The organism is Geodermatophilus sabuli (assembly GCF_900215145.1).
Taxonomy (GTDB): domain Bacteria; phylum Actinomycetota; class Actinomycetes; order Mycobacteriales; family Geodermatophilaceae; genus Geodermatophilus; species Geodermatophilus sabuli.
This window is the reverse complement of the sequence record NZ_OBDO01000013.1, coordinates 67,333-91,890: the sequence shown is the minus strand read 5'-3', so window position 1 is coordinate 91,890 and position 24,558 is coordinate 67,333. Positions and strand designations below refer to the sequence as shown.

Sequence of the window (24,558 nt, the reverse complement as noted above, 5' to 3'; positions counted from 1 at the left end):
CGTCGGCGGCCTCGGGGTGGGCACTGCGGTGTGGGGCGACTCGGTCGAGCGCACCACAACTGTGTCAGACACGGGGAGCACTCCGCTCAGGCGCGCGGGTGCGCCTGAGCGTGGACGGCACGCAGGCGCTCGACCGTCACGTGCGTGTAGATCTGCGTGGTCGCGAGGCTGGCATGACCCAGCAGCTCCTGCACCGAGCGCAGGTCCGCACCGCCCTCGAGCACGTGGGTGGCCGCGGAGTGCCGCAGGCCGTGCGGCCCGATGTCGGGCGCGCCCGGGGACGCGGCCACGGCGGCGTGCACGACGCGGCGTGCCTCCCGGGGGTCCAGCCGCCGTCCGCGCCGGCCGAGGAGCAGGGCGGGGCCGGACTCGGCGGTGGCGAGGGCGGGGCGCCCGCGGGTGAGCCAGGCGTCGAGAGCACGCTCGGCGGGGACGCCGTAGGGGACGCTGCGCTCCTTGCGCCCCTTGCCCAGCACCCGCAGCAGGCGGCGCCCGCGGTCGACGTCGTCGACGTCCAGCCCGACCAGCTCGCTGACCCGGATCCCGCTGGCGTAGAGCAGCTCGACCACCAGGGCGTCCCGCAACCCGACCGGTTCCTCGGCGCCCTCGGCGGACTCCAGGACGGTCCGCGCCTGGTCGGGCGCCAGCACGTCGGGGAGCGTCCGGCGGGCCTTGGGGCTGACCAGCCGCAGGCCGACGTCCTCCGGGGTCAGGCCGGCGCGGCGCAGCCAGCCGGTGAAGGACCGGGCGGCCGCCGCCCGCCGGGCGGTCGTGGCGCGGCCGGCCCCCCGGGTGCGGCCCTGGGCCAGCCAGCTGCGCAGCGTGGCGAGGTCGAGGTCGTCGACGCGGGTGCCACCGCGACGGGCGAGGTGGTCCAGCAGCCAGACAGCGTCACCGACGTAGCCGCGGATGGTGTGCTCGGAGAGGTCCCGCTGCGTGCACAGGTGGTCCTCGTACCCGGCCAGGGCCTCGGCGAGCGCGGGCGGCAGGGCGGCACGCGCGTCGATGGTCCGGGCGGTCACCCCGGAACCGTCCGTCGCCGCCCGCCGGGGGTCAAGCCGCCGCGCCGCCTCGCGGTCCGGGCACCCCGCTCCGCCTCCTCCCCCGGTCCGTCACCGGGCGCCCCGCTGCTCCGGCCGGGCCAGCCGCCAGCCCGTGCCGGTCCACTCCACCAGGTCGGCCAGTTCCAGTGCGGGCAGCACCCTCAGGACGTCGAGGACGTCGCAGCCGGCGACCGCGGCCAGCCGTTCCGGGCTGACGCCCGCGCGGACCGGACAGGCGTCCAGCACCCGGACCGCCACGTCCGACAGCCCGTCGCGCGCGTCGGTCGGCCGCGGGGGCCGGTCGGCGAGGTCCTCCCCCAACCGGCCCACCGCCTCGATCACGTGGCCGGCATCGGCCACCAGCACCGCCCCCAGCTCGATGTCCCGCAGCAGCTCGTGGCACCCCACCGACGTCGCCGAGGTGACCGGCCCGGGCACCACCATCACCGGCCGACCGAGCCGGTCGGCCCGCCGCGCGGTCGCCTGGGCGCCGGACCGGGCCGCCGCCTCGACGACGACGGTGCCTCGGGTGAGCCCGGCGATGAGCCGGTTGCGCACCAGGAAGCGGTGTCTGTGCGGAGCCGCGCCCGGCGGCCACTCGCTGACCAGCAGGCCGTCCTCCGTGATGCGGTGGAACAGGGCACCGTGCGCAGCCGGGTAGACCCGGTCGATCCCGCAGGCGAGGACCGCGATCGTCGGCGCTCCGGCGGCCATGGCTCCCCGGTGGGCCGCGGCGTCGACCCCGAAGGCGCCGCCGGAGACGACCGTCCACCCGCGCTCCCCCAGCTGGTGCCCGAGCTCCCCAGCCACGTGCTCGCCGTAGGCGGTCGAGGCCCGCGACCCGACGATCGCCACCGACCGGTCGACCAGCTCGTCGAGCCGGGCCTGCCCGCGGACCCACAGGGCCATCGGCGGGACCGGGGCGGTGGTGCGCGGCGACTGGTGGCGAGCGTCGTCGGGCTCCTCGCTGGTGGCCACGGTCAGCGCGTGAAGCAGGAGGCCGGGCCACTCGTCGTCCTCCGGGACGACGAGGCGGGCTCCGCAGCGCTGCGCCCGCAGCAGGTCCGCCGCGGTCGCGTCCTGGTCCACCCGCGCACCCCCGAGGGACCGGACGGCGTCGGGCGCGCGCCCGGAGCGCAGCCGGCGCACCGCCTCCACCGGCCCGGTGTCCTCGACGAACCGCCAGAAGGGGATGCTCCCCGGCTCCGCCACGCGGCTGAGCCAGGCCCGGGCCCGCCGCACGGCCGGGGTCGGGCCCCCGCCTGTCCCGCCTGACTCCAGGAGCCCCTGCTCCATCTCCTCGTCCAGCTCGGGCAGGGCGCTCATGCCGCCACCCGCTGCAGCCGCATGCCCAGGGCCTCGGCGACGTCGTCCGCGCCGGGCACCGTCCGGCCGGCGAGGTCGGCGAGGGTCCAGGCCACCCGCAGCACCCGGTCGTACCCGCGCACCGAGAGCGCCCCGCGTTCCAGCGCCCGCTCGACCAGGGCCAGCGCCGGGCGCGGTGGGGACCAGCGGTCGCGCAGCAGCCGGCCCGGCACGTGGCTGTTCAGGGTCAGGCCCGTGCCGTGCAGCCGGGCGGCGGCCGCCGCCCGCGCCTGGTGCACCCGCCCGGCCACGACGGCGGTCGGCTCCGGCACCGAACCGGCCTCCAACCACGCCGCGCGGGTGACCGCCGGCAGGTCGACCCGCAGGTCGATGCGGTCCAGCAGCGGGCCCGACAGACGGGACCGGTACCTCCGGCGCTCCAGGGCGCTGCACGTGCAGGCGGCGTCACCGGCGGCGCTCGCGCAGGGACAGGGATTGGCGGCGAGCACCAGCTGCGTGCGGCACGGGAAGGTCGCCGCGCCGCTGGCCCGGGAGATGGTGACCTGGCCCCGCTCGAGCGGCTGGCGCAGCGTGTCCAGCACGGCCCGCGGGAACTCCGGTGCCTCGTCCAGGAAGAGGACACCGCGATGGGCCCGGCACAGCGCTCCCGGCCGGATGACCCCGGAACCGCCCCCGACCAGCGACGCCATCGTCGCCGAGTGGTGCGGCGCCTCGAACGTCGGCCGGGTGACCAGCGGCGCGTCCGGTGGCAGTGTGCCCGCCACCGAGTGGATGGCGGTGACCTCCAGGGCTGCCTGCTCGTCCAGCTCCGGCAGCAGTCCGGGGAGCCGCTCGGCGAGCATCGTCTTCCCCGCGCCCGGCGGTCCGGTCAGGAACAGGTGGTGCCCGCCGGCGGCCGCCACCTCCACCGCGCGGCGGCCGACGGTCTGGCCGACGACGTCCCCGAGGTCGGGCCCCGGCGCGGCCGGAGGGAGCGGACGGCGGGTGTGGCGGGGCAGCGCGGCGACGCCTCCCACGTGGGCGACGAGCTCGGCGAGGGTGCCGGCCGCGAGCACCTCCACGCCGTCGACCAGGGCGGCCTCCTCGGCGTTGCCCGTGGGCACCACGACCGTCCGGTGCCCGGCCCTCGCTGCGGCGAGGACGGCCGGCAGCACGCCCCGGACGGCGCGGACCGAGCCGTCCAGGCCGAGCTCGCCGAGCAGCACCAGCCGGCCGACCGCCTCCGCCGGCACCGCGCCGTCGGCGGCGAGCACCGCCATGGCGAGGGCGAGGTCGAAGCCGCTGCCCTGCTTGGGCATCGACGCCGGGGACAGGCCGATGGTGATCCGGCGCAGCGGCCACCGCCCGCCGGTGTTCACCACCGCCGCCCGCACGCGGTCGACCGACTGGCGCACCACGGCGTCGGGCAGGCCGACGAGGACCACCCCGGGGACACCGGCCGACATGTCGACCTCCACCTCGACCACGGCCCCGTGCACGCCGGCCAGGCCGACCGACCACGTGCGCGCCAGCGTCATGAGAAGGCCGCCCGCAGGTGCGTGACCAGCGCCGGGCCCTCGGGCCGGACCAGCACCCCGACCACGTCGAAGCGCAGGTCGCGCGCGTGCTCGTCGTGCGCGGCCAGCCAGCGCTGGGCGAGGGTCCGGAGCCGGCGCTGCTTGACCGGCCCCACCGCCTCCACGGGGTGACCGAACCCGACCTCCCGGCGGGTCTTCACCTCGCAGAAGACGAGCGCGTCCCCCTCGCGGGCGACGATGTCGAGCTCGCCGTCCCGGCAACGCCAGTTCCGGTCGAGGACCCGCAGGCCCTTGTCGGTCAGGAAGGCGGCGGCGATGCGCTCGCCGTGGGCGCCGAGGTCCGATGTCGTTCGCACCCGCCGACCGTCCGGCGCGCGGAGGCCGTCCTCCAGCGCCGCGGCCGGTCTGTGGACAGCCCGCGGCCCTGTGGACGCGCGGCGGCCCCGCGGCCTCGTGTTCAGGCAGCCTGCAGGGGTGTCAGGTGAGGCGGGGCCCCTCGGGCAGCTCGAGGTCGGGCTTGTCCAGCTCCTCGACATTGACGTCCTTGAACGTCAGCACCCGCACGTTGCGCACGAACCGGGCCGGTCGGTACATGTCCCAGACCCAGGCGTCGGAGAGCTTCAGCTCGAAGTACACCTCACCACCGGCCTCCCGGACCTGCAGGTCGACGGCGTTGGCCAGGTAGAAGCGCCGCTCGGTCTCCACCACGTAGGTGAACTGCCGGACGATGTCCCGATACTCGCGATAGAGCTGCAGCTCCATCTCGGTCTCGTACTTCTCCAGGTCCTCGGTGCTCATCGTGGCTCTCCGGACACATGGCGCATGGGCCCATCATCGACCATGGCGGCGGAGCCGGTCAGCTGGGATGCCCGCTCGGCGTGTGCGGCCCTGGCCCGGGCCACGTTCACGAAGCGCATCCTGTGCTCCGGGCAGGGGCCGTGACGGTCGAGTGCGGCGCTGTGCACGTCGGTGATGTAGCCCTTGTGCCCGGCGAAGTCGTACTCGGGCCAGCGCTCGTGGAGCTCGAGCATGATCCGGTCCCGGGTGACCTTCGCCAGCACCGACGCCGCCGCGATGCAGGCGGCCACCCGGTCGCCCTTCCACACCGCCAGCGTCGGTCGGGCCAGCCCGGGCACGGGGAAGCCGTCGGTCAGCACGTAGTCCGCGCCGGGGTCGAGGTTCCACACGGCCCGGCGCAGCGCCTCGATGTTGGTGACGTGCATGCCCCGGGCGTCCAGGTCGGCCACCGGGATGACGACGACGGACCACGCGACGGCGCGGTCGAGGATCTCGTCGTGGACCCGGTCGCGGGTCGCCGGCGAGAGGAGCTTGGAGTCGGCCAGGCCGGGCACCCGCCCGCGGCGTCCGGGTGGGAGCACGCACGCGGCGGCGACCAGCGGCCCGGCGCAGGCCCCGCGACCGGCCTCGTCCGCCCCGGCGACGGAGGCGAAGCCACGGCGGCGCAGCGACCGCTCCATCACCCACAGGGCGTCGGGGCGGTCGTCGACCGGCGCGGCGCTCCGGACGTGCGCGCCGGGGGCGGCGGGGGTGGGACGCAGGACCATCGCGGTCCGACAGTACGACGCGGGAGCGACACGACCGCGCGCTGCCTCGGAGACGCCACGGGCCGGCCCCCGGGGTCAGAGGGGGCCGGCCGTGGAGGTCGGGCCGCGAGGCGGCCCGGTCGGCGCCCGGCGGACCGCCGAGGAGGCGGACGGTCCGGACGGGCCTCCCGGGTGTCCGCGCCAGGCGTCGCCGGCGAGGACCCGGAGTCGGGGATCAGACCTCGGCGGGCGCGGCCGGCGCGAGGCTGTGGACGCCGCAGGTGCACCCGCCGTTGCGCGAGGAGAGCACCAGGGACACCGCGTGCGCCCGGTCCCGGGCACCCAGCTTGCGCAGGATGGCCTTGACGTGTGACTTGACGGTGTCCTCGCTGATGAACAGGTTGCGGCCGATCTGGCGGTTGGACTGGCCCTGGATCAGCTCGTCGAGGACGTCGGACTCGCGCCGGGTGAGCGGCACCTCCGGCGTGAACGGCTTGGCCGCCGGGGTGGCGGAGGGCTCGACGCGGCGGATCTGCGGGTCGACGACGGTGCGGCCGGCGCGTGCGGCCAGGATCGCCCAGCCCAGCAGGGTCGGTGAGGTGTTGATCATGAGGTAGCCGCGGACGCCGGCGGCGAGCGCCTCGTTCACCACGGCGGGGTCCTCGGAGGTGCCGACGGCGACGATCGTCACCCGCGGGTTCCGGCGGCGCAGGTCCCGGCAGGCGTTGAGGGTGGCGGCACGTCCCTGCCCCAGCTCGACCACGACGGCGTCGGGGCGGGCGGTCTCGAAGAGGGTCAGCGCCCGGCGCAGCTCGCCCGGCGTACCGACCGACTGCATGCCGGCGGTCTCGTTGATCATGCTCACCAGGCCCCTGCGCAGGACGGGGGCGTCGGCGAGGATGAGCACGCGGGCGACGCCGCGGGCGGTGCTACCCAGGGGTGCAGACACAACTGACTCCGTTTCACGCATTCGGGAACTCTCACCACATCCATCGGACGGGTGAGACCGTTGCTTGAACCCTTTTCGAAGAATTCTCCGCAGAATCTCGGGAGCCGTTTTTGGCGCAGTCTCCGTCACACCGATAACACCGGTAAAGGCAATCGATGAGTGCTTGTCGACATGGCGACGCCATTCCGGCTGGCCATTCAGCGGACGCCGCGGACGACGAGACCCGCCGTCCCGGGTTCGGGAGGGCGGGTCTCGGGGGTGTGGGCGGGGTCAGTCGCGGCGGGCGCGAGGGGGCCGCCGACGTCGTCGCCAGGCGGTGAGGGGCACCGCACCGACCAGACCCAGCGCGTAGGGAGCGGCCAGCGCGGCCGCCCCGGACTCCGGCACCACACGGCCCCCGGCGGACGCCGCGGCCTCGAGGCCCTGGATGTCGGGTGAGTCGAGGGTGTCGAACCGCTCCAGGGGCCAGACGATCAGTGCGGCCTTGCCGATGACGTCGTCCACCCCGATGGTGCCGGCGTACTGGTCCCCGACGTGGACGCGGGAGTCCGCCGACGCCGATCGGTGGTCCCCCATGACCCACAGCCGGCCCTCCGGCACGGTGACCGGGCCGAACGCCCGGCTCTCCGGTGGGGAGTCCTGGAAGACGTAGGGCTCGTCGAGCGGCTCGCCGTCGACGGTGACCCGCCCCTCGGCGTCGCAGCACTGCACGGTCTGGCCCTCGGTCGCGATCACCCGCTTGACGAAGTCGTCCTCGCTCGGCGGCGCCACACCGACCGCCCGCCCCAGCCACAGCAGCGCACCGGTGAGCCAGTTGCTCGGCTCGGCGACGTCCACCTCCGGCGACCAGGTGTCGGGGCCCTCGAAGACGACGATGTCGCCGGGCTCGGGCTCACCGAACCAGTAGGGCACCTTGTTGACCAGCACCCGGTCACCGGTGCAGCCGGGACACCCGTGCAGCGTCTGCTCCATCGACCCCGAGGGGATGAAGAAGGCCTGCACGAGGAAGGTCTTCACCAGCAGCGCGAGCACGAAGGCCACGAGCAGCAGCACGGGCAGCTCGCGCAGCAGCGAGCCCTTCTTCGGTTCCTGCGGGCGGTCCCGTCGCCGCAGCCGACCGGAGACCCGCCCGACCGGCCGGGTGTCGTCGGCGAGCCGGCCCTCACCGGCCGCCTCGGCGCCTCCGGCCCCGCGGGGCTCCTCGCCCTCCGGAACGACGTCGGCGGGCCTCCCGGGCCGGTCACTGCTCATCGGGAGCCAGCGTACGGCCGCGGGAGACCCGCCGCGGTCAGGCCGGGGTGCCCGGCCCGGAGCGTGTCAGCGAGAGACGGTCTCGCGCTTCTCCTTGATCTTGGCGGCCTTGCCGCGCAGCTCGCGGAGGTAGTACAGCTTCGCGCGGCGCACGTCACCGCGGGTGAGGACCTCGATCTTCTCGACGACCGGGGTGTGCACCGGGAAGGTCCGCTCCACGCCGACGCCGAAGCTGACCTTGCGGACGGTGAAGGTCTCGCGGATGCCCCCGCCCTGACGGCGGATGACCACACCCTGGAAGACCTGGATGCGCGACCGGTTGCCCTCGATGACGCGCACGTGCACCTTGACGGTGTCGCCCGGGCGGAACTCGGGGATGTCGTCGCGCAGCGAGTCGGCGTCGAGTACGTCCAGGGTGTTCATCGCGGCAGTCCTGTCCTAGCGGTTACGTCGTTCACGGTGCGGACAGCGAGCGGCCCCGGCTGTCCGATCCGGGGAGCTGCGCTCCGGGAGGAGCTCCCGTCGGGTAGCCGACGGTCCGCAGCAGCTCTCTACTGTGCCACATCTTCACGCCACGAAGCGCGGCGGCCCCGTCCACGGCCCCTCCAGCAGCTCCGGGAGCAGGGTCGCCAGCTCGCGCGGGGCCATGGGCACCGGGCTCGCCGCGACCTCCTCGGCGGTCCACCACCGGTGCGGTTCCTCCCCCAGCAGCTCCAACTCGGTGCGCCCGCTGGGGTCGACGTCGTGGACGACGTCGCGCAGGACGAAGAACGTCTCACGCGAGTCGATCTGCACGCCGGCGAACGGGCCGACGTGTCGCCGGAACCACACCGGGCCCTCCAGGTCGCCGGGTTCGACGACCAGCCCGATCTCCTCGGCGAGCTCGCGGACGGCGGCCCCGCGCACGCTCTCGCCGTCCTCCACGCCCCCGCCGGGGGTGTACCAGAACAGCACGTCCCCGGGGGGGACGGCGGGGTCGGTGAGCCGGGCACCGAGCAGCAGCACCCGACCGGCGGGGTCCAGGACGACGGCCCGCGCCGTCGGGCGCACCCACGGGCGGTCGCTCACGGCCCCTCCAGCGCCGCCCGGTCCGCGGGCGCGAGCGCGTCCTCGGGCAGGGCGGCCAGCAGGTCGGGGCGACGCGCCGCCGTCCGGCGCAGGGACTCCGCGCGCCGCCAGCGGGCGATCGCGGCGTGGTCCCCGGAGAGGAGCACCGGCGGGACGTCGTGGCCCCGCCACGAGGCCGGGCGGGTGTAGGACGGCCCCTCGAGCAGGCCGTCGGCGTGCGAGTCGTACTCGACCGACTCGCGGTTGCCGACCACGCCGGGGATCAGGCGGGTGACCGCCTCGACCATGACGAGCACGGCGGACTCGCCCCCGGCGAGCACGTAGTCGCCGATGGAGACCTCCGACACCGGGCCGGCGTCCGCGGCCCACTCGGCGACGCGCTGGTCGATGCCCTCGTAGCGGCCACAGGCGAAGACCAGGCCGGGCTCGGTGGCCCACTGCGCGGCCGTGGCCTGGGTGAAGGGGCGCCCGGCGGGGGTCGGCACGACCAGCCGGGTGCCGGGCGGGCGGACGGCGTCCAGCGCGCGCCCCCACGGCTCGGGGCGCATCACCATGCCGGGGCCGCCGCCGTAGGGGGCGTCGTCGACGGTGCGGTGGACGTCGTCGGTCCACTGCCGCAGGTCGTGCACGCCGATGCTGACCAGCCCACGCTCGGCGGCCTTGCCCAGCAGCGACTGGCGCAGCGGCGCCAGGTACTCGGGGAAGATCGTGACGACGTCGACCCGGAAGGCGTCGCGCGGCTCGTGTGCCTGTCCGCTCACAGGTCCAGCAGGCCCTCGGGCGGGTCCACCACGACGACGCCCACGGTCAGGTCGACGGTGGGCACGATCGCGGCCACGAACGGGATGAGCAGCTCGCCGTCCTCGACCCGGCGGACGACGAGCAGGTCCGCGCCCTCGTGGCGCACGGCGGTCACCTCGCCGAGCACGGTGCCGTCGGGCAGGCGGGCCGAGAGGCCGACCAGCTGGTGGTCGTAGAAGGCGTCCGGGTCGTCGAGCTCGGGGAGGTCGGTGATCGGGACGTGCAGTTCGGTGTCGCGGTACTCCTCGGCGGCCTCCCGGCTGTCGACCACCCGGCCCCCCGGGCCCTCGAACTGCAGGAGGAGCACGTCGCGGTGCCAGCGTCGTCCGGTGACGGTCACGGGACCGCGGTCGACGGGGTCGGTCCGCAGGACCGCCCCGAGGACGAAGCGGAGGTCGGGGTCGTCGGTGCGGACCTCGACGGTGACCTCACCACGGACACCGTGGGGCCGGCCGATCCGGCCGACCACCACGGTGTCGGTGGTGTTGCTCGCGTCTGCGCTCAACGCGGGAGAGGGCTCAGCGCCCGTCGGTGTCGACGACGTCGACCCGCAGGCCGCGCCCCCCGACGCCGGTCATCACGGTGCGCAGCGCCTTGGCGGTCCGGCCGCCCCGACCGATGACCTTGCCGAGGTCGTCGGGGTGCACCCGGACCTCGAGGGTCTTGCCGCGACGGTTGCTGAGCAGGTCGACCGTGACGTCCTCGGGGTGGTCGACGATGCCCTTGACCAGGTGCTCGAGCGCCTCTTCGAGCACGTCTTACTCGGCGGGCGTCTCGGCGGCGGGAGCCGCGTCGTCGGCCTTGGGCGCGGCCTTCTTCTTCGGCGTGGTGGCGCCGGCGGCCGACTCCTCACCCCCGGCGTTGCGGACGGCCTCCTCGTAGAGGGCCTTCTTGTCCGGCTTCGGAGCGGCGACCTTCATGGGCGGCGGAGCCGGCTCGCCCTTGAACTTCTGCCAGTCACCGGTGACCCGGAAGATGGCGGCGACGGCCTCGGTCGGCTGCGCGCCGACACCCAGCCAGTACTGCGCGCGCTCGGAGTCGACCTCGATGTAGGAGGGGTCCTCCTTCGGGTGGTACTTGCCGATCGTCTCGATGGAGCGGCCGTCCCGCTTGGTGCGGGCGTCGGCGACGACGATGCGGTAGTACGGCGCGCGCATCTTGCCCAGGCGCATGAGCTTGATCTTGGTGGCCACGGTGTGTGGTGTTCTCCTCGAACGCAGGTCGTGTGCCCGCCCGTGCGGCGCGTGGGGGTACGCCGGGGGCGGTGCGGCTGGACACGGCCGGCAACGGTGAGAGGGCCGCCCACCGCCGTGTTCGACCCACCATCATGCCAGATCGCGCGGGAGCGGCTCCCCGGCCGGTCGGGCTCAGGCCGGCCGCACCTCCACGAGGTTGTCGGAGAACGTCGGGGCCCGGCCCAGGTCGGCGAACACCGACGGGCTCAACGTGTTCACGGTGGCGCCTCCGGCGTGCTTGCGCCAGCCGCCCATCGGGGACACCACCACGCCCGGCGCGACGTCGTCGGTGACCTGCAGGCGGGCGGCGAACCGGCCCCGGTCGTTCACGACGCAGACCGGTGCACCGTCGACCAGGCCGCGGGCAGCGGCGTCGACCGGGTGCATGTGGACGACGGTGTCGTCGCCCTGCACCCGCTGCTGCCCCGGTCGGTCGGCGAAGCTGGAGTTGAGGTAGGCGTGCGACTTCGGTGACAGCAGGGTGAGCGGGAACGGCCCGGTGCCGGGCGCCTCACGGGGCGGGACGTAGTGCGGCAACGGGTCGACCGGCTCGCCGGACTGGTGCTCGGTGGAGCCCTGCCGGAACAGCGGGAGGACGAAGTTCCCGCCCGCGGCGGCCGAGGAGAGGAACTCCACCTTCCCGGACGGCGTCGGGAAGCCACCCTCGGCGTGCGGCGCGTACTCGTCCGGGCCGGGCAGCCGCAGCCGGGCCCAGCCGTCGCGCTCGAGCGTCTCGGGCGTGATGCCCTCCAGCACCGGGGAGGACCAGTCGAACGCCGCCTCGATCATCTCCTCGTCGGTGCGGGTGAAGACCGGCTCGGTGAACCCCATCCGGGCGGCCAGGCGGCGGAACAGCTCGGTGTTGGGCACCGCCTCCCCCAGCGGCGCGATCGCCGGGGTGTTCATGGTCACGTAGAAGTGGCCCCACGAGAACATCAGGTCACGCTGTTCGAGCTGGGTGGTGGCCGGCAGCACGATGTCGGCGTAGTCGGCGGTGTCGGTCATGAAGTGCTCACTGACGACGGTGAAGAGGTCCTCCCGCGACAACCCGGCGACCATCTCCTCCTGCTCCGGGCAGACCACCACCGGGTTGCTGTTGTAGACCATCAGCCCCCGGATCGGCGGGTCGAGCTCGAGCCTCCCCGTCAGCGCGCGGCCGAGCAGCCACTGGTTCACCACCCGGGTGCCGGGCCGGATGAACTCCGCGCCGAGGAAGGCCGGGAAGTCGACGGGGAACGCCCACAGCGGCAGCTGCAGCAGACCGCCGCCGGGCCGGCGCCACGCACCGGTGAGCGCCGGCAGGCAGGAGATCGCGCGCACGGTCTGCCCGCCGCCGGCGTGCCGCTCGATGGCCACCCCGATGCGGATCACCGACGGGCTGGCCGCCGCGTACTCGCGGGCCAGCGTCCGGATGTCGTCGGCCGGGATGCCGGTCTCTCCGCTGGCCCACTCCGGCGTGTACTGCCGGACCCGCTCGGCGAGCTCCGCGGCGCCCACCGTGTACCGGGCCACGTAGTCCTCGTCGGTCAGCCCCTCACCGATGATCACGTGCATCATCGCCAGCGCCAGCGCTCCGTCGGTGCCGGGCCGGATGGGGATGTACCAGTCCGCGTGCCGCGCCGTCCGGTGCCGGACCGGGTCGATGACGACGACCTTGGCGCCCCGGCGCTGCGCCTCGGCCACGAACGGCCACAGGTGCAGGTTGGTGCTGAGCATGTTGTTCGCCCAGATGACGATGTAGCGGGCGTGGACGAACGACTCGGGGTCGACTCCGGCGGTCGGTCCCACCGTCATCGCGTACGCGGTGCACGAGCCGGAGTCGCAGTAGGTGCGCTCGCTGATCGTGGCGCCCAGCCGGTTGAAGAACGGGTCGCCGACGTTGAGCCCGTTGAGGATGCCCTGCGTGCCCAGGTAGCTGACCGGCATGATCGCCTCGGGGCCGAAGGTCTCCGCGATCTCGGTGAAGCGGGCGGCGATCTCGTCCAGCGCGGCGTCCCAGGAGATCCGCTCGAACTGCCCGCTGCCCTTGGGGCCGGTCCGCCGCATCGGGTACAGCACACGGTCGGGGCTGTACACGGTGCGCTCGTAGTCGTTCATCTTCACGCAGAGCCCGCCGCGGGTGAACGGGTGCGACCGGTCGCCCCGCACCCGCGTGGCGACGCCGTCCTCGACGGTCACCTCCAGCGCGCAGGTGTCCGGGCAGTCGCACGGGCAGGCGCCGCGCACCGTCGCCGTCCCGGGCATGGGCAGGTCGGTCAGCGTCATGGGAGCCCTCCTCGCCGGGCCGGTCCGCGCCGGCCCCGGTCGGCCGATCGTGGCGCGCCGGCGGGGCACGGACCCGACGCTGCGCGCCAGGATCCCGACGTCCAGCGCCGGATCCGGACGCGGGCCGGTCGCTCTCACTCCTTCCCCCGTACCGCCGGGCGTGGCAGCCTCGCCCCCGGACCGTCGCCCGCCCGGTCCGCACCGGTGCCGCGCGGGCCCGCGCGGCCGACCCTCAGCGAGGCCCCATGCCGACACCGACGACCACCCGTGCCGCCGGGGACCGGTCCTGGCGGGACCTGCTGGGCGAGCACTTCGTGGACCTCGACGTCTCCCCCGCCGCCGGCGGCCCCCTCGTCGGCGAGGTGTGCAGCCGGGCCGTGGGGTCGCTGCAGCTGTCGTCGGTGCGGTCGGTGGACCAGCTGGCCCGCCGGACCGCGGGCCTGGCGCGGACCGACCGGCGGCACTTCGTGCAGGTGGGGATCGTCGAGCAGGGCGTGGCCCGGCTGCAGCAGGACGGGCGCGACTGCCGGCTGGGCCCCGGCGACTACGCCGTCTACGTCACCGACCGCCCGTTCTCCTGGGAGCTGCGGGCCGCGCCCGGGTCCCCGGCCTGGTCACTGCTGGTCCTCACGTGGTGCCGGCCGGACCCGGCGGCACCCGCGGACGCGCTGACGGCCCGGCGACTGGACGGCCGGCACGGGCTGACCGGCGTGCTCGGCCGCATGCTGACCGACCTGGTGCGCAGCGACGACGCCGGAGGACCCGACCCGGGCGACCGGCTCGCCGGGGAGCTCCTCGGCCTGGTCACCACGGCCGCCGGCGGGCAGCCGACGCCGGCCGCGACGACGCGATCGGACCGGGACCTGCTCGCGGCCGTCCGGGCGCACGTGGAGGAGCACCTGGCCGATCCCGGCCTCGACCCGCGGTCGATCGCGGCGGCCCACTTCGTCTCGGTCCGTCAACTGCACCGCCTGTTCGCCGGCCAGCAGGACACCGTGGCCCGTTACGTCCGGCGACGGCGCCTGGAACGGGCCCAGGAGGAACTGGCCCGCAGCGGTGCGTGGGAGCTGTCACTCACCGCACTCGCGCACCGCTGCGGCTTCGCCGACCCCTCGGTCTTCGCGCGCGCCTTCCGGGCCGCCTACGGGGTGCCGCCGTCCCGGTACCGGGCGCGCGCCCCTGGCGGCTGAGCGGTCAGGCGCGGACGGCGGCCAGCACGCGGGCGGGCGCGTCGGCGACCGGGACCTCCTCGCGCTCGCCGGTCGCCCGGTCGCGCAGCTCCACCACGCCGTCGGCCAGCCCCCGTCCGACGGTGACGATCATCGGCATCCCGAGCAGCTCGGCGTCCTTGAACTTCACCCCGGGTGACACCTTCGGCCGGTCGTCGTAGAGCACGGTCAGCCCGGCCTCGACCAGCGAGGTGGCCAGTGCCTCGGCCGCCTCGAACACCGCGGCGTCCTTGCCGGTGGCCACGACGTGCACGTCAGCCGGGGCGATCTCCCGCGGCCAGACCAGACCCAGCTCGTCGTGGGTGGACTCGGCGATCGCGGCCACCGCCCGGGAGACGCCGATGCCGTAGGAGCCCATCGTGACGGTGACGAGCTTGCCGTTCTCGTCGAGCACCTTGAGGTCCAGCGCCTCGGCGTACTTGCGGCCGAGCTGGAAGATGTGGCCGATCTCCACGCCGCGGGCCAGTTCCAGGGGCCCGGAGCCGTCCGGTGCGGGATCCCCGGGCAGGACCTCCGCGGCCTCGACGACGCCGTCCCAGGTGAAGTCGCGGCCGGCGACGAGGTCGAACACGTGCTTGCCGGCCTCGTTGGCGCCGGTGATCCAGCGGGAGCCCGGGACCACGCGCGGGTCGACGAGGTAGCGGATGCCGGACTCGCTGTCCGCGCCCAGCACCTGCGGGCCGATGTAGCCCTTGACCAGCAGCGGGTGACGCTCGAAGTCGGTGAACGGCTCCACCTCGGCCGGGGCGACCTGCGCCTCGAGCCGCTTGGCGTCGACCTCGCGGTCGCCGGGGATGCCGATCACCAGCGGCTCGCGCGTCCCGTCGGGGTGCACGAGCGTGACGACGACGTTCTTCAGCGTCGCAGCGGCCGTGTACCCGGCGTCGGGGAACAGTTGCTGCGCCACCGCCACGAGCGTCTCGATGGTCGGGGTGTCCGGGGTGTCCTCGACGTGGGCCGCCGGCAGCCCGTCCAGCGGGATGGCGTCGGGGACGACGGTGGAGACCGCCTCGACGTTGGCGGCGTAGCCACCGGCCGAGCGGACGAAGGTGTCCTCACCGATCTCGGCCGGGTGGAGGAACTCCTCGCTCTTCGAGCCGCCCATCGCCCCCGACATCGCGGAGACGATCACGTACTCCAGCCCCAGCCGGTCGAAGATCCTGATGTAGGCGTCGCGGTGGGCGGCGTAGGACTTGTCCAGGCCGGCGTCGTCGACGTCGAAGGAGTAGCTGTCCTTCATCGTGAACTCGCGGCCGCGCAGCAGCCCCGCCCGCGGCCGCGCCTCGTCCCGGTACTTGGTCTGGATCTGGTACAGCGACAGCGGGAGGTCCTTGTAGGACGAGTACAGGTCCTTCACCAGGAGCGTGAACATCTCCTCGTGCGTCGGGCCGAGCAGGTGGTCGACGCCGCGGCGGTCCTTGAGCCGGAACAGGTTGTCGCCGTACTCCGTCCAGCGGCCCGTGGCCTCGTAGGGCTCACGCGGCAGCAGCGCCGGGAAGTGCACCTCCTGCCCGCCCATCGCGTCCATCTCCTCGCGGACGACGCGCTCGACGTTGCGGAAGACCCGGTAGCCCAGCGGCAGCCAGGTGAAGCCGCCGGGGGCCGCGCGCCGGATGTAGCCGGCCCGCACCAGGAGGCGGTGGCTCGGCACCTCCGCGTCGGCCGGGTCGTCGCGCAGGGTGCGCAGGAACAGGGAGGACATCCGCAACAGCACTCCGACATTGTCGGCCTACCGGCCGACACCGCGGCCAGGCGCCCTCCCGCGGCCCCGTCGAGCCCCCACCACCCGTCCCTGCTCGGGGAGCCTCCGGCCCCCGCTCACAGCGACCCGCACCGCCGCCAGGTGCCCTCCCGGAGTGGTGTCGAGCCCCCACCACCACCGCCGGGCGCCCTCCCGTGGCCCCGTTGAGCCGTCCCCGAGGACGACGGGAACAGAGCACCGCCGGGCTCGGCACGGGGGGACCGAGCCCGGCGGTGGGCCAGGGGGATGCAGGGTGGTCAGTCGTCGCTGCCGCGGCCCCGACCGCGGTCGTCTCCGGGGCCGTCGTCGGAGCCGTGACCGCCGCCGACGCGACCGGCGGAGTCGTCACCGGGCGGGTCGTCGGAGCCGTGACCGCCGCCGACGCGACCGGCGGAGTCGTCCACCCCCGCACCGGGGATGACCGGATCAGGGACGCCGGGGGTGACCGACGCCGGCGCCGCGGAGCTGGAGTCCTCCGGCTTGTTCTCGTCGGCCCGCACGCCCTCGTCGAAGAACGACGGGGTGCCGTCGGCGCACCCGACGTGCACCTCCACCTTCTGGCTGGGGCTCTCGAACTCCACCTCACCGCCGTGGTCCTGGTCGTCGAGCCACCACCCCGCGGCCGGCGCGGCGGCGATCTGCAGCACCCCTCCCTCGCAGGAGGCGTAGATCGTGCCGCCGACGGTGACGTACTCCCCGGACGCCGGTGCCGTGACCGGCGGTTCGGGGACGGGGACCGGGACGGTCGAGGTGTCGCCCTCCGTGCTGGGCGCGGAGGGGGTGGTCGCCGCCGACCCGGTGGCGGCGACCGGCTGGGTGAGCGGTGTCCGGTCGGCGTCCACGAAGGAGACGGCGAGGAAGCCCAGCCCGACGGCCGCAGCCGCCGACGCGGTCCAGAGTGCTCCGAATGCCACAGTTCGCTTCATGGCGAGGACTCTGTCGCCGGGTCGGTTAAGGCCACCCCAAGAGCGTGACAAGGGCGGCACCGGATCTCATCCCCCTGGGTTGGGGAGGCATCGGAACCCGCCCGAGGGGCGTTAGCGTCCCGCCGTGGCCCAGCTCCTGGTCGTGGAGGACGACGAGCGGATCCGCACCGCCCTGATCCGGGCGCTGCGCGAGCGCGGTCATGCCGTCACCTCCGCCGCCACCGCGCTGGCCGGGCTGCAGCTGGCCGTCGACGAGCGCCCTGACCTCGTCGTCCTCGACCTCGGCCTCCCCGACCTCGACGGCGGTGAGCTGCTGCGCATGCTGCGCGCGGTGTCCGCCGTGCCGGTCATCGTCGCCACCGCTCGCGACGACGACGGCAGCGTGGTGGCCGCCCTGGACACCGGCGCCGACGACTACGTGGTCAAGCCGTTCTCCGCCGGCCAGCTCGAGGCTCGCATCCGCGCGGTGCTGCGGCGCGCCTCGGGAGCCGACGCCGGCCCGGAGCCGGTGACGGTCGCCGACCTCACCGTCGACCCACGCAGCCGCCGGGTCACGCGCGCCGGCGCACCGGTGGACCTCGCCCCCAAGGAGTTCGACCTGCTGGCCTACCTGGCCGTCCGCGCCGGCACCGTGGTGTCCAAGCGGGAGCTGCTCACCGAGGTGTGGCAGCTGCCCTACGGCGGATCGGACAAGACCGTCGACGTCCACCTGTCGTGGCTGCGCCGCAAACTCGGTGAGTCCGCAGCCGAGCCGCGCCTGCTGCAGACCGTCCGCGGGGTCGGTGTCCGTCTGGCCGAGCCCGAGCCGTGAGGCGCCGGATCACCCTGCTGGTGGCGGCGACGACGTCGGTCGTCCTCCTGGCGTTCCTCCTGCCCGCGGCCGCCCTGGTCGCGCGGGCCGCCGAGTCGCGGGCCCTGGACCGCGCTCAGGCCCAGCTGCAGGCGCTCATCCCGGCGGTGGGTCTCGACGAGCGCGAGGAGGTGGCCGCCGGGCTCGCGGTCACCGACGGCCGCGCGGTGACGGTGCGCTGGAGCGACGGCACCTGGGTGGGGCCGGAGGGGGTGCTGGGCGACGACCCGGCACCGGCGGGCGCCGAGCTGCGCGAGACCGGTGACGGCGTCCACCTGCTGCAGCCGGTGCGCCGGCAGGGTGGGACCGCCGTGGTCGAGGTGTTCGTCCCGGAGGCCGAGCTGCGTGCCGACGTCCCCCGGACCTGGCTGGTGCTGGGCGGTCTGGGCGTCGTCCTGCTGGTGCTGGCCCTCGTGGTCGCCGACCTGCTGGCCCGCTCGCTCACCCGTCCGGTCACGGACCTGGCGACGACGGCGCACCGGCTCGGCAGCGGCGACCTGTCGGCCCGCGTCACCCCGGCCGGACCCGACGAGGTGCGCGAGGTCGGGGTCGCGGTGAACCGGCTGGCCGGCCGGATCGGTGAGCTGCTGGTCGCCGAACGGGAGGCCGCCGCCGACCTCGCGCACCGGCTGCGCACGCCCCTCACCGCGCTCCGGCTGGACGTCGAGGCGTTGCCCCCGGCCGACCGCGAACGGCTGCTCGGCGACGTCGACGCGCTGACCCGCGGGATCGACGAGGTGATCTCCGAGGCCCGGCGCCCCGTGCGGGAGGGCCTGGGCGCGGGCTGCGACGCCGCGGCCGTCGTGGGCGAGCGGGTGCGGTTCTGGTCGGTGCTGGTTGAGGAGGAGCGCCGCCCGCTCGCGGTGCGGCTCCCGGCGGAGCCGGTGCTCGTGCGGGTGGCGCCGGCGGACCTGGGCGCCGCCGTCGACGCGCTGCTCGGCAACGTCTTCGCGCACACCCCCGACGGCACCGGCCTGGAGGTCGCCGTCCGCGCGCGGGACGGCGGCGGCGCGGTGGTGACGGTCGCCGACGACGGCCCGGGCTTGGCACCGTCCGCGCTCGAACGGGGGCACAGCGGCGCCGGGTCGACCGGGCTGGGTCTGGACATCGCCCGCCGCACCGCCGAGGGCTCGGGCGGCGCGATGCGGGTGAGCTCCTCCCCCGCGGGCACGACGGTCGGCCTGGAGCTGGGCCCGCCGGGTTAGGACACCACCCTGCCCCGCAGGAGGACCAGCTGCGGGCGGGCCAGGGTGTCGAGATCCACCCGCGGGTCGGCCTCGTACACGACCAGGTCGGCCGGGACCCCCTCCTCGATGCACGGCAGCCCCAGCCAGTCACGCGCCGCCCAGGAGGCCGCGGCCAGCGCCGCCTCGGCCGGGAGCCCGGCGTCGGCCAGGGCGCGGACCTCCTCCGCGATCCGGCCGTGCTCGATGCCACCCCCGGCGTCGGTGCCGGCGAACACCGGTACACCGGCCTCGAACGCCGCACGGACGACGGCGCCGGAGGAGGCGTACAGCCGCCGCATGGTGCTCGCGTACGAGGGGAACCTGGCCTCCCCCGCCCGGGCGAACTCCGGGAAGTTCTCGACGTTGACCAGCGTCGGGACGACGGCGGTGCCGCGGGCGGCCATCTCCCCGATGAGCTCCTCGGTCAACCCGGTGCCGTGCTCGATGCAGTCGATGCCGGCCCGGATGAGGTCGGGCAGCGCGTCGGTGCCGAACGTGTGCGCGGTGACCCGCGCCCCCTCCTCGTGCGCCGCGGCGATCGCGGCGGCGACCGCGTCGGCCGGCCACTCGGGGGCGAGGTCGCCCACGCCCCGGTCGATCCAGTCGCCGACCAGCTTCACCCACCCGTCGCCGCGGCGGGCCTGCACCCGCACCTCGGCGGCGAGGTCCTCCGGCGCCAGCTCGATCGCCAGCCCGGGGATGTACCGGCGCGGCGCGGCCAGGTGCCGGCCGGCGCGGACGATGTGCGGCAGGTCGGGCTCGCCGTCCAGGGCCCGGGTGTCGACCGGGGAGCCGCAGTCGCGCAGCGCCAGCACGCCCGCCGCCCGCTCGGCCAGCGCCTGCTCGCGCAGCCCGGCGAGGTCCTCGACGAGCACCCCGCCGCGGCCGATGCCGACGTGGCAGTGCGCGTCCACCAGCCCCGGCAGCAGCCAGCCGCCGCGGCAGACGGTCTCGGCGCCTGGCACCGGCTCGGTGCTGATCCGGCCGTCGCGCACCCACAGGTCGCGGTGCTCCCCCTCGGGGAGCACGACACCGGACAGGTGCAGGGCCGGCGCACTCATCGAGCCGGCGTCACTTCCGGTCGTCCCCGGGCTGGTCGAAGTTGAGCTTGGTGAGGTCGGGCAGCCCCTGACCGTTGGCCAGGCCGGGCGGCAGGGACGGCATCCCGCCCGGGAAACCACCGGGCAGCCCGCCGGGGAGGCCGGCGCCGGGCGGCAGGCCGGGAGCGCCCGTCGGCCGGCGGGCCGGGCCGCCCTTCCCCTTGCCCTTGCCCTTCTTGCCCTTGCCGCGGGACTGGGCCTGCATCTGGCGGCCGCGGGCCTTCTTCGACATGGGCCCCATGCCGGGCAGGCCCATGCTGCCGGCCATCTGCCCCATCATCTTCTGGGCCTGGGCGAAGCGCTCCAGCAGCTGGTTGACCTGGGTGACCGTCACGCCGGAGCCGTTGGCGATGCGGACCCGCCGCGACGCGTTGATGATCTTGGAGTTGACCCGCTCCTCCGGCGTCATCGAGCGGATGATCGCCGCGGTGCGGTCCAGGTCACGGTCGTCGACCTGCGCGAGCTGCTCCTTCATCGCCCCGGCACCGGGGAGCATGCCGAGCAGGTTGGCGATCGGGCCCATCTTGCGGATCGCCATCATCTGCTCGAGGAAGTCCTCCAGCGTGAAGCCCTCGCGCGAGGCGAGCTTGCCGGCCATCCGCTCGGCCTGCTCGGCGTCGAACGCCTGCTCGGCCTGCTCGATGAGGGTGAGCACGTCGCCCATGCCGAGGATGCGCGAGGCCATCCGCTCGGGGTGGAAGACGTCGAAGTCGGTCAGCTTCTCGCCGGTGGAGGCGAACATGATCGGCTGACCTGTGACGTACCGGACCGACAGCGCCGCACCACCGCGGGCGTCGCCGTCGAGCTTGGTGAGGACGACGCCGGAGAAGCCCACCCCGTCGCGGAAGGCCTCGGCCGTGGTGACGGCGTCCTGACCGATCATCGCGTCGACGACGAACAGCGTCTCGTCCGGCTGGACGGCGTCGCGGATGCCGGCGGCCTGTGCCATCAGCTCCGCGTCGATGCCGAGCCGGCCGGCGGTGTCGACCACGACGACGTCGTGCAGCGTGCGGCGGGCGTGCTCGATGGAGTCCGCGGCCACCCGGATCGGGTCGCCGATGCCGTTGCCCGGCTCGGGCGCGAAGACGTCCACGCCGGCCTGGCCGGCGACGATCGACAGCTGGTTGACCGCGTTGGGTCGCTGCAGGTCGGCGGCGACGAGCAGCGGCGTGTGCCCCTGCGACTTCAGCCAGCGGCCGAGCTTGCCGGCCAGCGTCGTCTTACCGGAACCCTGCAGGCCGGCGAGCATGATGACCGTCGGCGACTGCTTGGCGAAGCGCAGCCGCCTGGTCTCCCCGCCGAGGATCTCGATGAGCTCCTCGTTGACGATCTTGATGACCTGCTGGGCGGGGTTGAGCGCCTGGGAGACGTCCGACCCGCGAGCCCGCTCCTTGACGGCGTTGATGAACGCCCGCACGACCGGCAGCGCGACGTCGGCCTCCAGCAGCGCGATGCGGATCTCGCGCGCGGTCGCGTCGATGTCGGCATCGGTCAGCCGACCCTTGCCACGCAGACCGCTGAAGACCTTGTCCAGGCGGTCGGAGAGGGTCTCGAACACAGCACGTCCTCGGGTACGTCGCGGGCGCGGCCCGCCGGTCGGACCGACCGGCTGCTCGGCTGCCGGTGCCGGGAGACCCCGGCACCGTCGCGCCACCTCCGGACCAGCCTAACGAGCGCGCCGCCGAGGGCGGTGCCACGAGCGGGCGCTCCCCGGCGCGAGCCCGCGGGCGGTGGAGGAAGGACCTCCTTCCTCAGCCCTCGCAGGCCCGGCTCGAGCCTCTGGAGGGGGCCGCGCTCAGGCGGCCTGGGCCACGGACACGGCCACCGCGGTGACGCCGGCACCGGAGACGATCGCGGCCCCGCAGTCGGCGCAGGCCCACTCCGGGCACTCCCCGCCGTCGTCGGTGTGGCCGTCGACGCACGGCGGCTGCACGAACTCCCGGTCGTCGCCGCAGGCCGGGCAGCGCCACACGCGCCCCTCGGCCGCCGCGACCTCGAAGGACCGGTTGCTCATCGGCGGACTCCCTCCACGGTCGGTGGGACCGTTCCGTCCCGCTCGCCCGCGACGGTGACACGGGGTACCGACAGAACCACGGACCTCAGCCCGGCGTGTCCCCCCGGTCCGGCACCGGCTCGGCCACCCCGCCGCGGACGGCGGCAGCGAGCGCGGCCTCCACCCGGGCCCGCTGGCCGTCGTCGATCGGCTCCCCCGACGAGTTGCTGACGTAGAAGTGGTCCGCGGCGTCGGCGCCCAGCGTCTCGATGCGGGCCGACGTCACGTCCAGCCCCTCGGCGGCCAGGGCGGCGGTGAGCCGGTACAGCAGTCCGGCCCGGTCGCCGGCCCGCACCTCCACGATGCCGGTGGCGGCGCCGGTCACCTCCCCGTTGTGCCACGAGATCCGCGGCGGGGCTGCCCGGACGCCGTCCTGCCGGTAGTCGGCCTCCCGCTGCCGCAGCCGGTCGGCCAGGGGCAGCGTCCCCTCCAGGGCCGCCCGGACCGCGTCGGCGAGGATGGTCGGCACCGGCACCCGCCCGAAACGGGGCCGGACGGCGAACACGGCGGTGGCCCGGCTGTCGACGACGTTGACCTTCGCCGCCCGAACGTCGAGCTGGTTGAGGGCGAGCACCCCGGCGAGCGAGCTGAACAGGCCGGGCCGGTCGAAGGCGCCGATCGTGACCTGCTGACCGTCGGCGACGTCCTCGACCCCCACGGCCACTTCCCCCGCGCCGCCGGGCAGGTCCACCGGCGCCGAGCTGACCTGGGGCTCGACCGGGTGCAGCACCGGCTCCGGGTCCCGGGTGGGGGCACCGGTCAGCCGCCCCTGCACCCGCGCGACCAGCGCCGCGACCAGGTGGGCCTTCCACGGGCTCCAGGCCGAGGTGCTCGTCGCGGCGCCATCGGCCTGCGCCAGGGCGTGCAGCAGGTGCAGCAGGGCAGGGTCGGAGTCGATCGTCACCGCCACCCGATCGATCGTCGCGGGGTCGTCGATGTCGCGGCGGGTGGCGGTGTCGGGCAGCAGCAGGTGGTGGCGCACCATCGCGGAGACCGTGGCGACGTCGGCCTCGGAGAAGCCCATCCGGGTCGCGATGGCCGCCGCGATCGGCGCCCCGACGACGCTGTGGTCGCCCGGCCAGCCCTTGCCGATGTCGTGCAGCAGCGAACCGACGAGGAGCAGATCGGGCCGGTCGACGTCGTGGGTCAGCTCGGAGGCCGCCGCGGCGGCCTCCACCAGGTGCCGGTCGACGGTGAACCGGTGCCAGGGGTGCCGCTGCGGCAGCGAGCGCACCCGGTCCCACTCCGGCAGCAGCCGGGACAGCAGCCCCTCCTGGTCCAGCTGCTCGAGCACCGCGACCGCCGAGCGGCCGCTGGCCAGCAACCGCAGGAACGACCAGCGCACCTCCGACGGCCACGGCTCGGGCATCGGCGGGGCGTGCACCGCGAGCACCTTGAGCGTGTACGGCGACAGCAGCAGGTCGGCGCGGGCGGCAGCGGCGGCGCCCCGCAGCACCAGCCCCGGGTCCGCGGCGGGCCGGGCGTCCCGGGCGAGCACGACCTCGTCGCCCTGCCGGACCACGCCCTCGGCCAGCGGCTCCCGCCGCACCCGCCGGTAGCGGCCGCGGGGACGGCGCACGAGGGCCGCCTCCACCCGCCGCCAGGTCTCGTCGGCGACGAAGGCCAGCCGCCGCCCGGCCAGGCTCACCTCGCGCAGCAGCGCGTCCTCGTCGGGCAGTCCGAGGGCCACCGCGACCGGCCGCTGCTCCTGGCGGACCAGCACGTCGGTCGCCCGGCCGGAGCGCCGGCGCAGCTCGTCGCGGACGTCGAGCAGGAACGCGTAGGCCGCCTCGGCCTCGGCCGTGGGCTCGTCGGCCAGCTGGGCGGCGGCCACCGCGCGCAGCACCTGGCCCTCGCGCAGCCCGCCGTAGGCCTCCTTGAGGTCCGGCTCGAGCAGGAAGGCCAGCTCGCCGACCTGCCGGACCCGGCCACGGCGCAGGTCCCGCAACTGGGGCAGCAGCCGGGACGCCGACTGGCGCCAGCTGGCCCGGGTGGCGGTGCGCAGCGCGCCGGCCAGGTCGGCGTCGCCGGCCACCAGCCGGGCGTCGAGCAGCCCCAGGCCGGCCTTGACGTCGGTGGAGGCCACCCCGACCGCCTCGGCGACGGTGCGCACGGAGTGGTCCAGTCGCAGCCCGGCGTCCCAGATGGGGTACCAGACGGCGTCGGCGAGGGCGGCGATCTCCGGCCGGCCGTCGTGGACCAGCACGAGGTCCAGGTCGCCGTGCGGCGGCAGCTCTCGGCGGCCGAGACTGCCGACTGCGACCAGGGCGATCCCCTCGGTGCCCGTCCGCGGGGGCGGCCCGCCGCGCCTCGGCCGGGACGGTGGCGTGCCCGCGACTGCGTCGGCCAGCAGCCCGGCCAGCCAGGAGTCCAGTTCCTCGCCCCGCCGCGTCCGCGGCAGTGCGGGCAGCGACCCGGTGTCGAGCACGTCTCC

Annotated in this window: 24 protein-coding genes; 3 read left to right on the top strand and 21 right to left on the bottom strand. The window is 75.2% G+C overall.

Annotated features, from left to right (window positions below):
- Positions 1–86 precede the first annotated feature (86 nt).
- The 15 genes from CRP39_RS23960 to CRP39_RS23890 form a co-directional block, all read right to left on the bottom strand.
- On the bottom strand, positions 87–1,022 hold the full coding sequence (locus tag CRP39_RS23960; protein ID WP_097208903.1) for a tyrosine recombinase XerC: 936 nt from the start codon (positions 1,020–1,022) through the stop codon (positions 87–89).
- A gap of 90 nt (positions 1,023–1,112) precedes the next feature.
- On the bottom strand, positions 1,113–2,369 hold the full coding sequence (dprA, locus tag CRP39_RS23955) for a DNA-processing protein DprA (RefSeq protein WP_097208902.1): 1,257 nt from the start codon (positions 2,367–2,369) through the stop codon (positions 1,113–1,115).
- Positions 2,366–3,886, bottom strand: coding sequence for a YifB family Mg chelatase-like AAA ATPase (locus CRP39_RS23950; RefSeq protein WP_097208901.1), 1,521 nt, complete (start codon positions 3,884–3,886; stop codon positions 2,366–2,368). Before CRP39_RS23950 ends, dprA begins: the two co-directional genes overlap by 4 nt.
- Complete coding sequence (locus tag CRP39_RS23945; RefSeq protein ID WP_097208900.1) at positions 3,883–4,242, bottom strand: YraN family protein; 360 nt, start codon at positions 4,240–4,242, stop codon at positions 3,883–3,885. The genes CRP39_RS23950 and CRP39_RS23945 overlap by 4 nt, the downstream gene beginning before the upstream one ends.
- Before the next feature lie 121 nt (positions 4,243–4,363).
- The gene (locus tag CRP39_RS23940) at positions 4,364–4,684 is read right to left on the bottom strand and encodes a DUF2469 domain-containing protein (protein WP_097208899.1); all 321 of its coding nucleotides are present in this window, start codon (positions 4,682–4,684) and stop codon (positions 4,364–4,366) included.
- Positions 4,681–5,451, bottom strand: coding sequence for a ribonuclease HII (locus CRP39_RS23935; protein WP_097208898.1), 771 nt, complete (start codon positions 5,449–5,451; stop codon positions 4,681–4,683). Before CRP39_RS23935 ends, CRP39_RS23940 begins: the two co-directional genes overlap by 4 nt.
- A gap of 214 nt (positions 5,452–5,665) precedes the next feature.
- Positions 5,666–6,379, bottom strand: a complete 714-nt coding sequence (locus CRP39_RS23930) for a LuxR C-terminal-related transcriptional regulator (RefSeq protein ID WP_097208897.1) — start codon at positions 6,377–6,379, stop codon at positions 5,666–5,668.
- 270 nt (positions 6,380–6,649) lie between these two features.
- On the bottom strand, positions 6,650–7,630 hold the full coding sequence (gene lepB / locus CRP39_RS23925) for a signal peptidase I (RefSeq protein WP_097208896.1): 981 nt from the start codon (positions 7,628–7,630) through the stop codon (positions 6,650–6,652).
- 66 nt (positions 7,631–7,696) lie between these two features.
- Positions 7,697–8,053 (bottom strand): 50S ribosomal protein L19, encoded by a 357-nt coding sequence (gene rplS, locus CRP39_RS23920; RefSeq protein ID WP_012949994.1) that lies wholly within the window; start codon positions 8,051–8,053, stop codon positions 7,697–7,699.
- A gap of 144 nt (positions 8,054–8,197) precedes the next feature.
- A complete protein-coding gene (locus CRP39_RS23915) occupies positions 8,198–8,698 on the bottom strand; it encodes an NUDIX hydrolase (protein ID WP_097208895.1) in 501 nt (166 codons plus the stop codon).
- Positions 8,695–9,459 (bottom strand): tRNA (guanosine(37)-N1)-methyltransferase TrmD, encoded by a 765-nt coding sequence (gene trmD, locus CRP39_RS23910; RefSeq protein ID WP_097208894.1) that lies wholly within the window; start codon positions 9,457–9,459, stop codon positions 8,695–8,697. The genes CRP39_RS23915 and trmD overlap by 4 nt, the downstream gene beginning before the upstream one ends.
- Positions 9,456–10,004, bottom strand: coding sequence for a ribosome maturation factor RimM (gene rimM, locus CRP39_RS23905; protein ID WP_216359898.1), 549 nt, complete (start codon positions 10,002–10,004; stop codon positions 9,456–9,458). The genes trmD and rimM overlap by 4 nt, the downstream gene beginning before the upstream one ends.
- A 13-nt stretch (positions 10,005–10,017) precedes the next feature.
- Entirely contained in the window at positions 10,018–10,254 is a 237-nt protein-coding gene (locus tag CRP39_RS23900) for an RNA-binding protein (protein ID WP_012949998.1), read from the bottom strand.
- A 3-nt stretch (positions 10,255–10,257) separates the two neighbouring features.
- Positions 10,258–10,692: a 30S ribosomal protein S16 gene (gene rpsP / locus CRP39_RS23895; RefSeq protein WP_097208893.1), complete on the bottom strand. Its 435-nt coding sequence runs from the start codon at positions 10,690–10,692 to the stop codon at positions 10,258–10,260.
- A gap of 174 nt (positions 10,693–10,866) precedes the next feature.
- Positions 10,867–12,999: a molybdopterin-containing oxidoreductase family protein gene (locus CRP39_RS23890; protein WP_097208892.1), complete on the bottom strand. Its 2,133-nt coding sequence runs from the start codon at positions 12,997–12,999 to the stop codon at positions 10,867–10,869.
- A gap of 245 nt (positions 13,000–13,244) precedes the next feature.
- Between CRP39_RS23890 and CRP39_RS23885 the strand changes: the two genes are divergently transcribed.
- Entirely contained in the window at positions 13,245–14,189 is a 945-nt protein-coding gene (locus CRP39_RS23885) for a helix-turn-helix domain-containing protein (protein WP_097208891.1), read from the top strand.
- Positions 14,190–14,193: 4 nt separating this feature from the next.
- Here the strand turns inward: CRP39_RS23885 and CRP39_RS23880 are convergent, their stop codons facing one another.
- Positions 14,194–15,942 (bottom strand): proline--tRNA ligase, encoded by a 1,749-nt coding sequence (locus tag CRP39_RS23880; protein WP_097208890.1) that lies wholly within the window; start codon positions 15,940–15,942, stop codon positions 14,194–14,196.
- Between the two features lie 284 nt (positions 15,943–16,226).
- Entirely contained in the window at positions 16,227–16,895 is a 669-nt protein-coding gene (locus tag CRP39_RS23875) for a hypothetical protein (protein ID WP_143426749.1), read from the bottom strand.
- A gap of 124 nt (positions 16,896–17,019) precedes the next feature.
- Between CRP39_RS23875 and CRP39_RS23870 the strand changes: the two genes are divergently transcribed.
- Together CRP39_RS23870 and CRP39_RS23865 are read left to right on the top strand one after the other, a co-directional pair.
- Positions 17,020–17,706: a response regulator transcription factor gene (locus CRP39_RS23870; protein WP_097208888.1), complete on the top strand. Its 687-nt coding sequence runs from the start codon at positions 17,020–17,022 to the stop codon at positions 17,704–17,706.
- Positions 17,703–18,950, top strand: a complete 1,248-nt coding sequence (locus tag CRP39_RS23865) for a sensor histidine kinase (protein ID WP_097208887.1) — start codon at positions 17,703–17,705, stop codon at positions 18,948–18,950. The genes CRP39_RS23870 and CRP39_RS23865 overlap by 4 nt, the downstream gene beginning before the upstream one ends.
- Here CRP39_RS23865 and CRP39_RS23860 read toward each other — a convergent pair.
- From CRP39_RS23860 to CRP39_RS23845, 4 genes are all read right to left on the bottom strand, one after another.
- Complete coding sequence (locus tag CRP39_RS23860) at positions 18,947–20,032, bottom strand: amidohydrolase family protein (RefSeq protein ID WP_097208886.1); 1,086 nt, start codon at positions 20,030–20,032, stop codon at positions 18,947–18,949. The two genes, CRP39_RS23865 and CRP39_RS23860, sit on opposite strands and share 4 nt — an antisense overlap.
- 10 nt (positions 20,033–20,042) lie before the next feature.
- A complete protein-coding gene (ffh, locus tag CRP39_RS23855) occupies positions 20,043–21,629 on the bottom strand; it encodes a signal recognition particle protein (protein WP_097208885.1) in 1,587 nt (528 codons plus the stop codon).
- Between the two features lie 237 nt (positions 21,630–21,866).
- Positions 21,867–22,085 (bottom strand): hypothetical protein, encoded by a 219-nt coding sequence (locus CRP39_RS23850; protein ID WP_097208884.1) that lies wholly within the window; start codon positions 22,083–22,085, stop codon positions 21,867–21,869.
- Positions 22,086–22,170: 85 nt separating this feature from the next.
- Positions 22,171–24,552, bottom strand: a complete 2,382-nt coding sequence (locus tag CRP39_RS23845) for a [protein-PII] uridylyltransferase (RefSeq protein ID WP_097208883.1) — start codon at positions 24,550–24,552, stop codon at positions 22,171–22,173.
- Between the last annotated feature and the right edge of the window lie 6 nt (positions 24,553–24,558).

What these genes read in the sequence shown, in the direction of transcription:
- dprA (WP_097208902.1), bottom strand. Translation starts at nt 2,369, where the DNA reads ATGAGCGCCCTGCCCGAGCTGGACGAGGAGATGGAGCAGGGGCTCCTG.
- CRP39_RS23950 (WP_097208901.1), bottom strand. Translation starts at nt 3,886, where the DNA reads ATGACGCTGGCGCGCACGTGGTCGGTCGGCCTGGCCGGCGTGCACGGG.
- CRP39_RS23940 (WP_097208899.1), bottom strand. Translation starts at nt 4,684, where the DNA reads ATGAGCACCGAGGACCTGGAGAAGTACGAGACCGAGATGGAGCTGCAG.
- CRP39_RS23935 (WP_097208898.1), bottom strand. Translation starts at nt 5,451, where the DNA reads ATGGTCCTGCGTCCCACCCCCGCCGCCCCCGGCGCGCACGTCCGGAGC.
- lepB (WP_097208896.1), bottom strand. Translation starts at nt 7,630, where the DNA reads ATGAGCAGTGACCGGCCCGGGAGGCCCGCCGACGTCGTTCCGGAGGGC.
- rplS (WP_012949994.1), bottom strand. Translation starts at nt 8,053, where the DNA reads ATGAACACCCTGGACGTACTCGACGCCGACTCGCTGCGCGACGACATC.
- CRP39_RS23890 (WP_097208892.1), bottom strand. Translation starts at nt 12,999, where the DNA reads ATGACGCTGACCGACCTGCCCATGCCCGGGACGGCGACGGTGCGCGGC.
- CRP39_RS23885 (WP_097208891.1), top strand. Translation starts at nt 13,245, where the DNA reads ATGCCGACACCGACGACCACCCGTGCCGCCGGGGACCGGTCCTGGCGG.
- CRP39_RS23875 (WP_143426749.1), bottom strand. Translation starts at nt 16,895, where the DNA reads ATGAAGCGAACTGTGGCATTCGGAGCACTCTGGACCGCGTCGGCGGCT.
- CRP39_RS23860 (WP_097208886.1), bottom strand. Translation starts at nt 20,032, where the DNA reads ATGAGTGCGCCGGCCCTGCACCTGTCCGGTGTCGTGCTCCCCGAGGGG.
- CRP39_RS23850 (WP_097208884.1), bottom strand. Translation starts at nt 22,085, where the DNA reads ATGAGCAACCGGTCCTTCGAGGTCGCGGCGGCCGAGGGGCGCGTGTGG.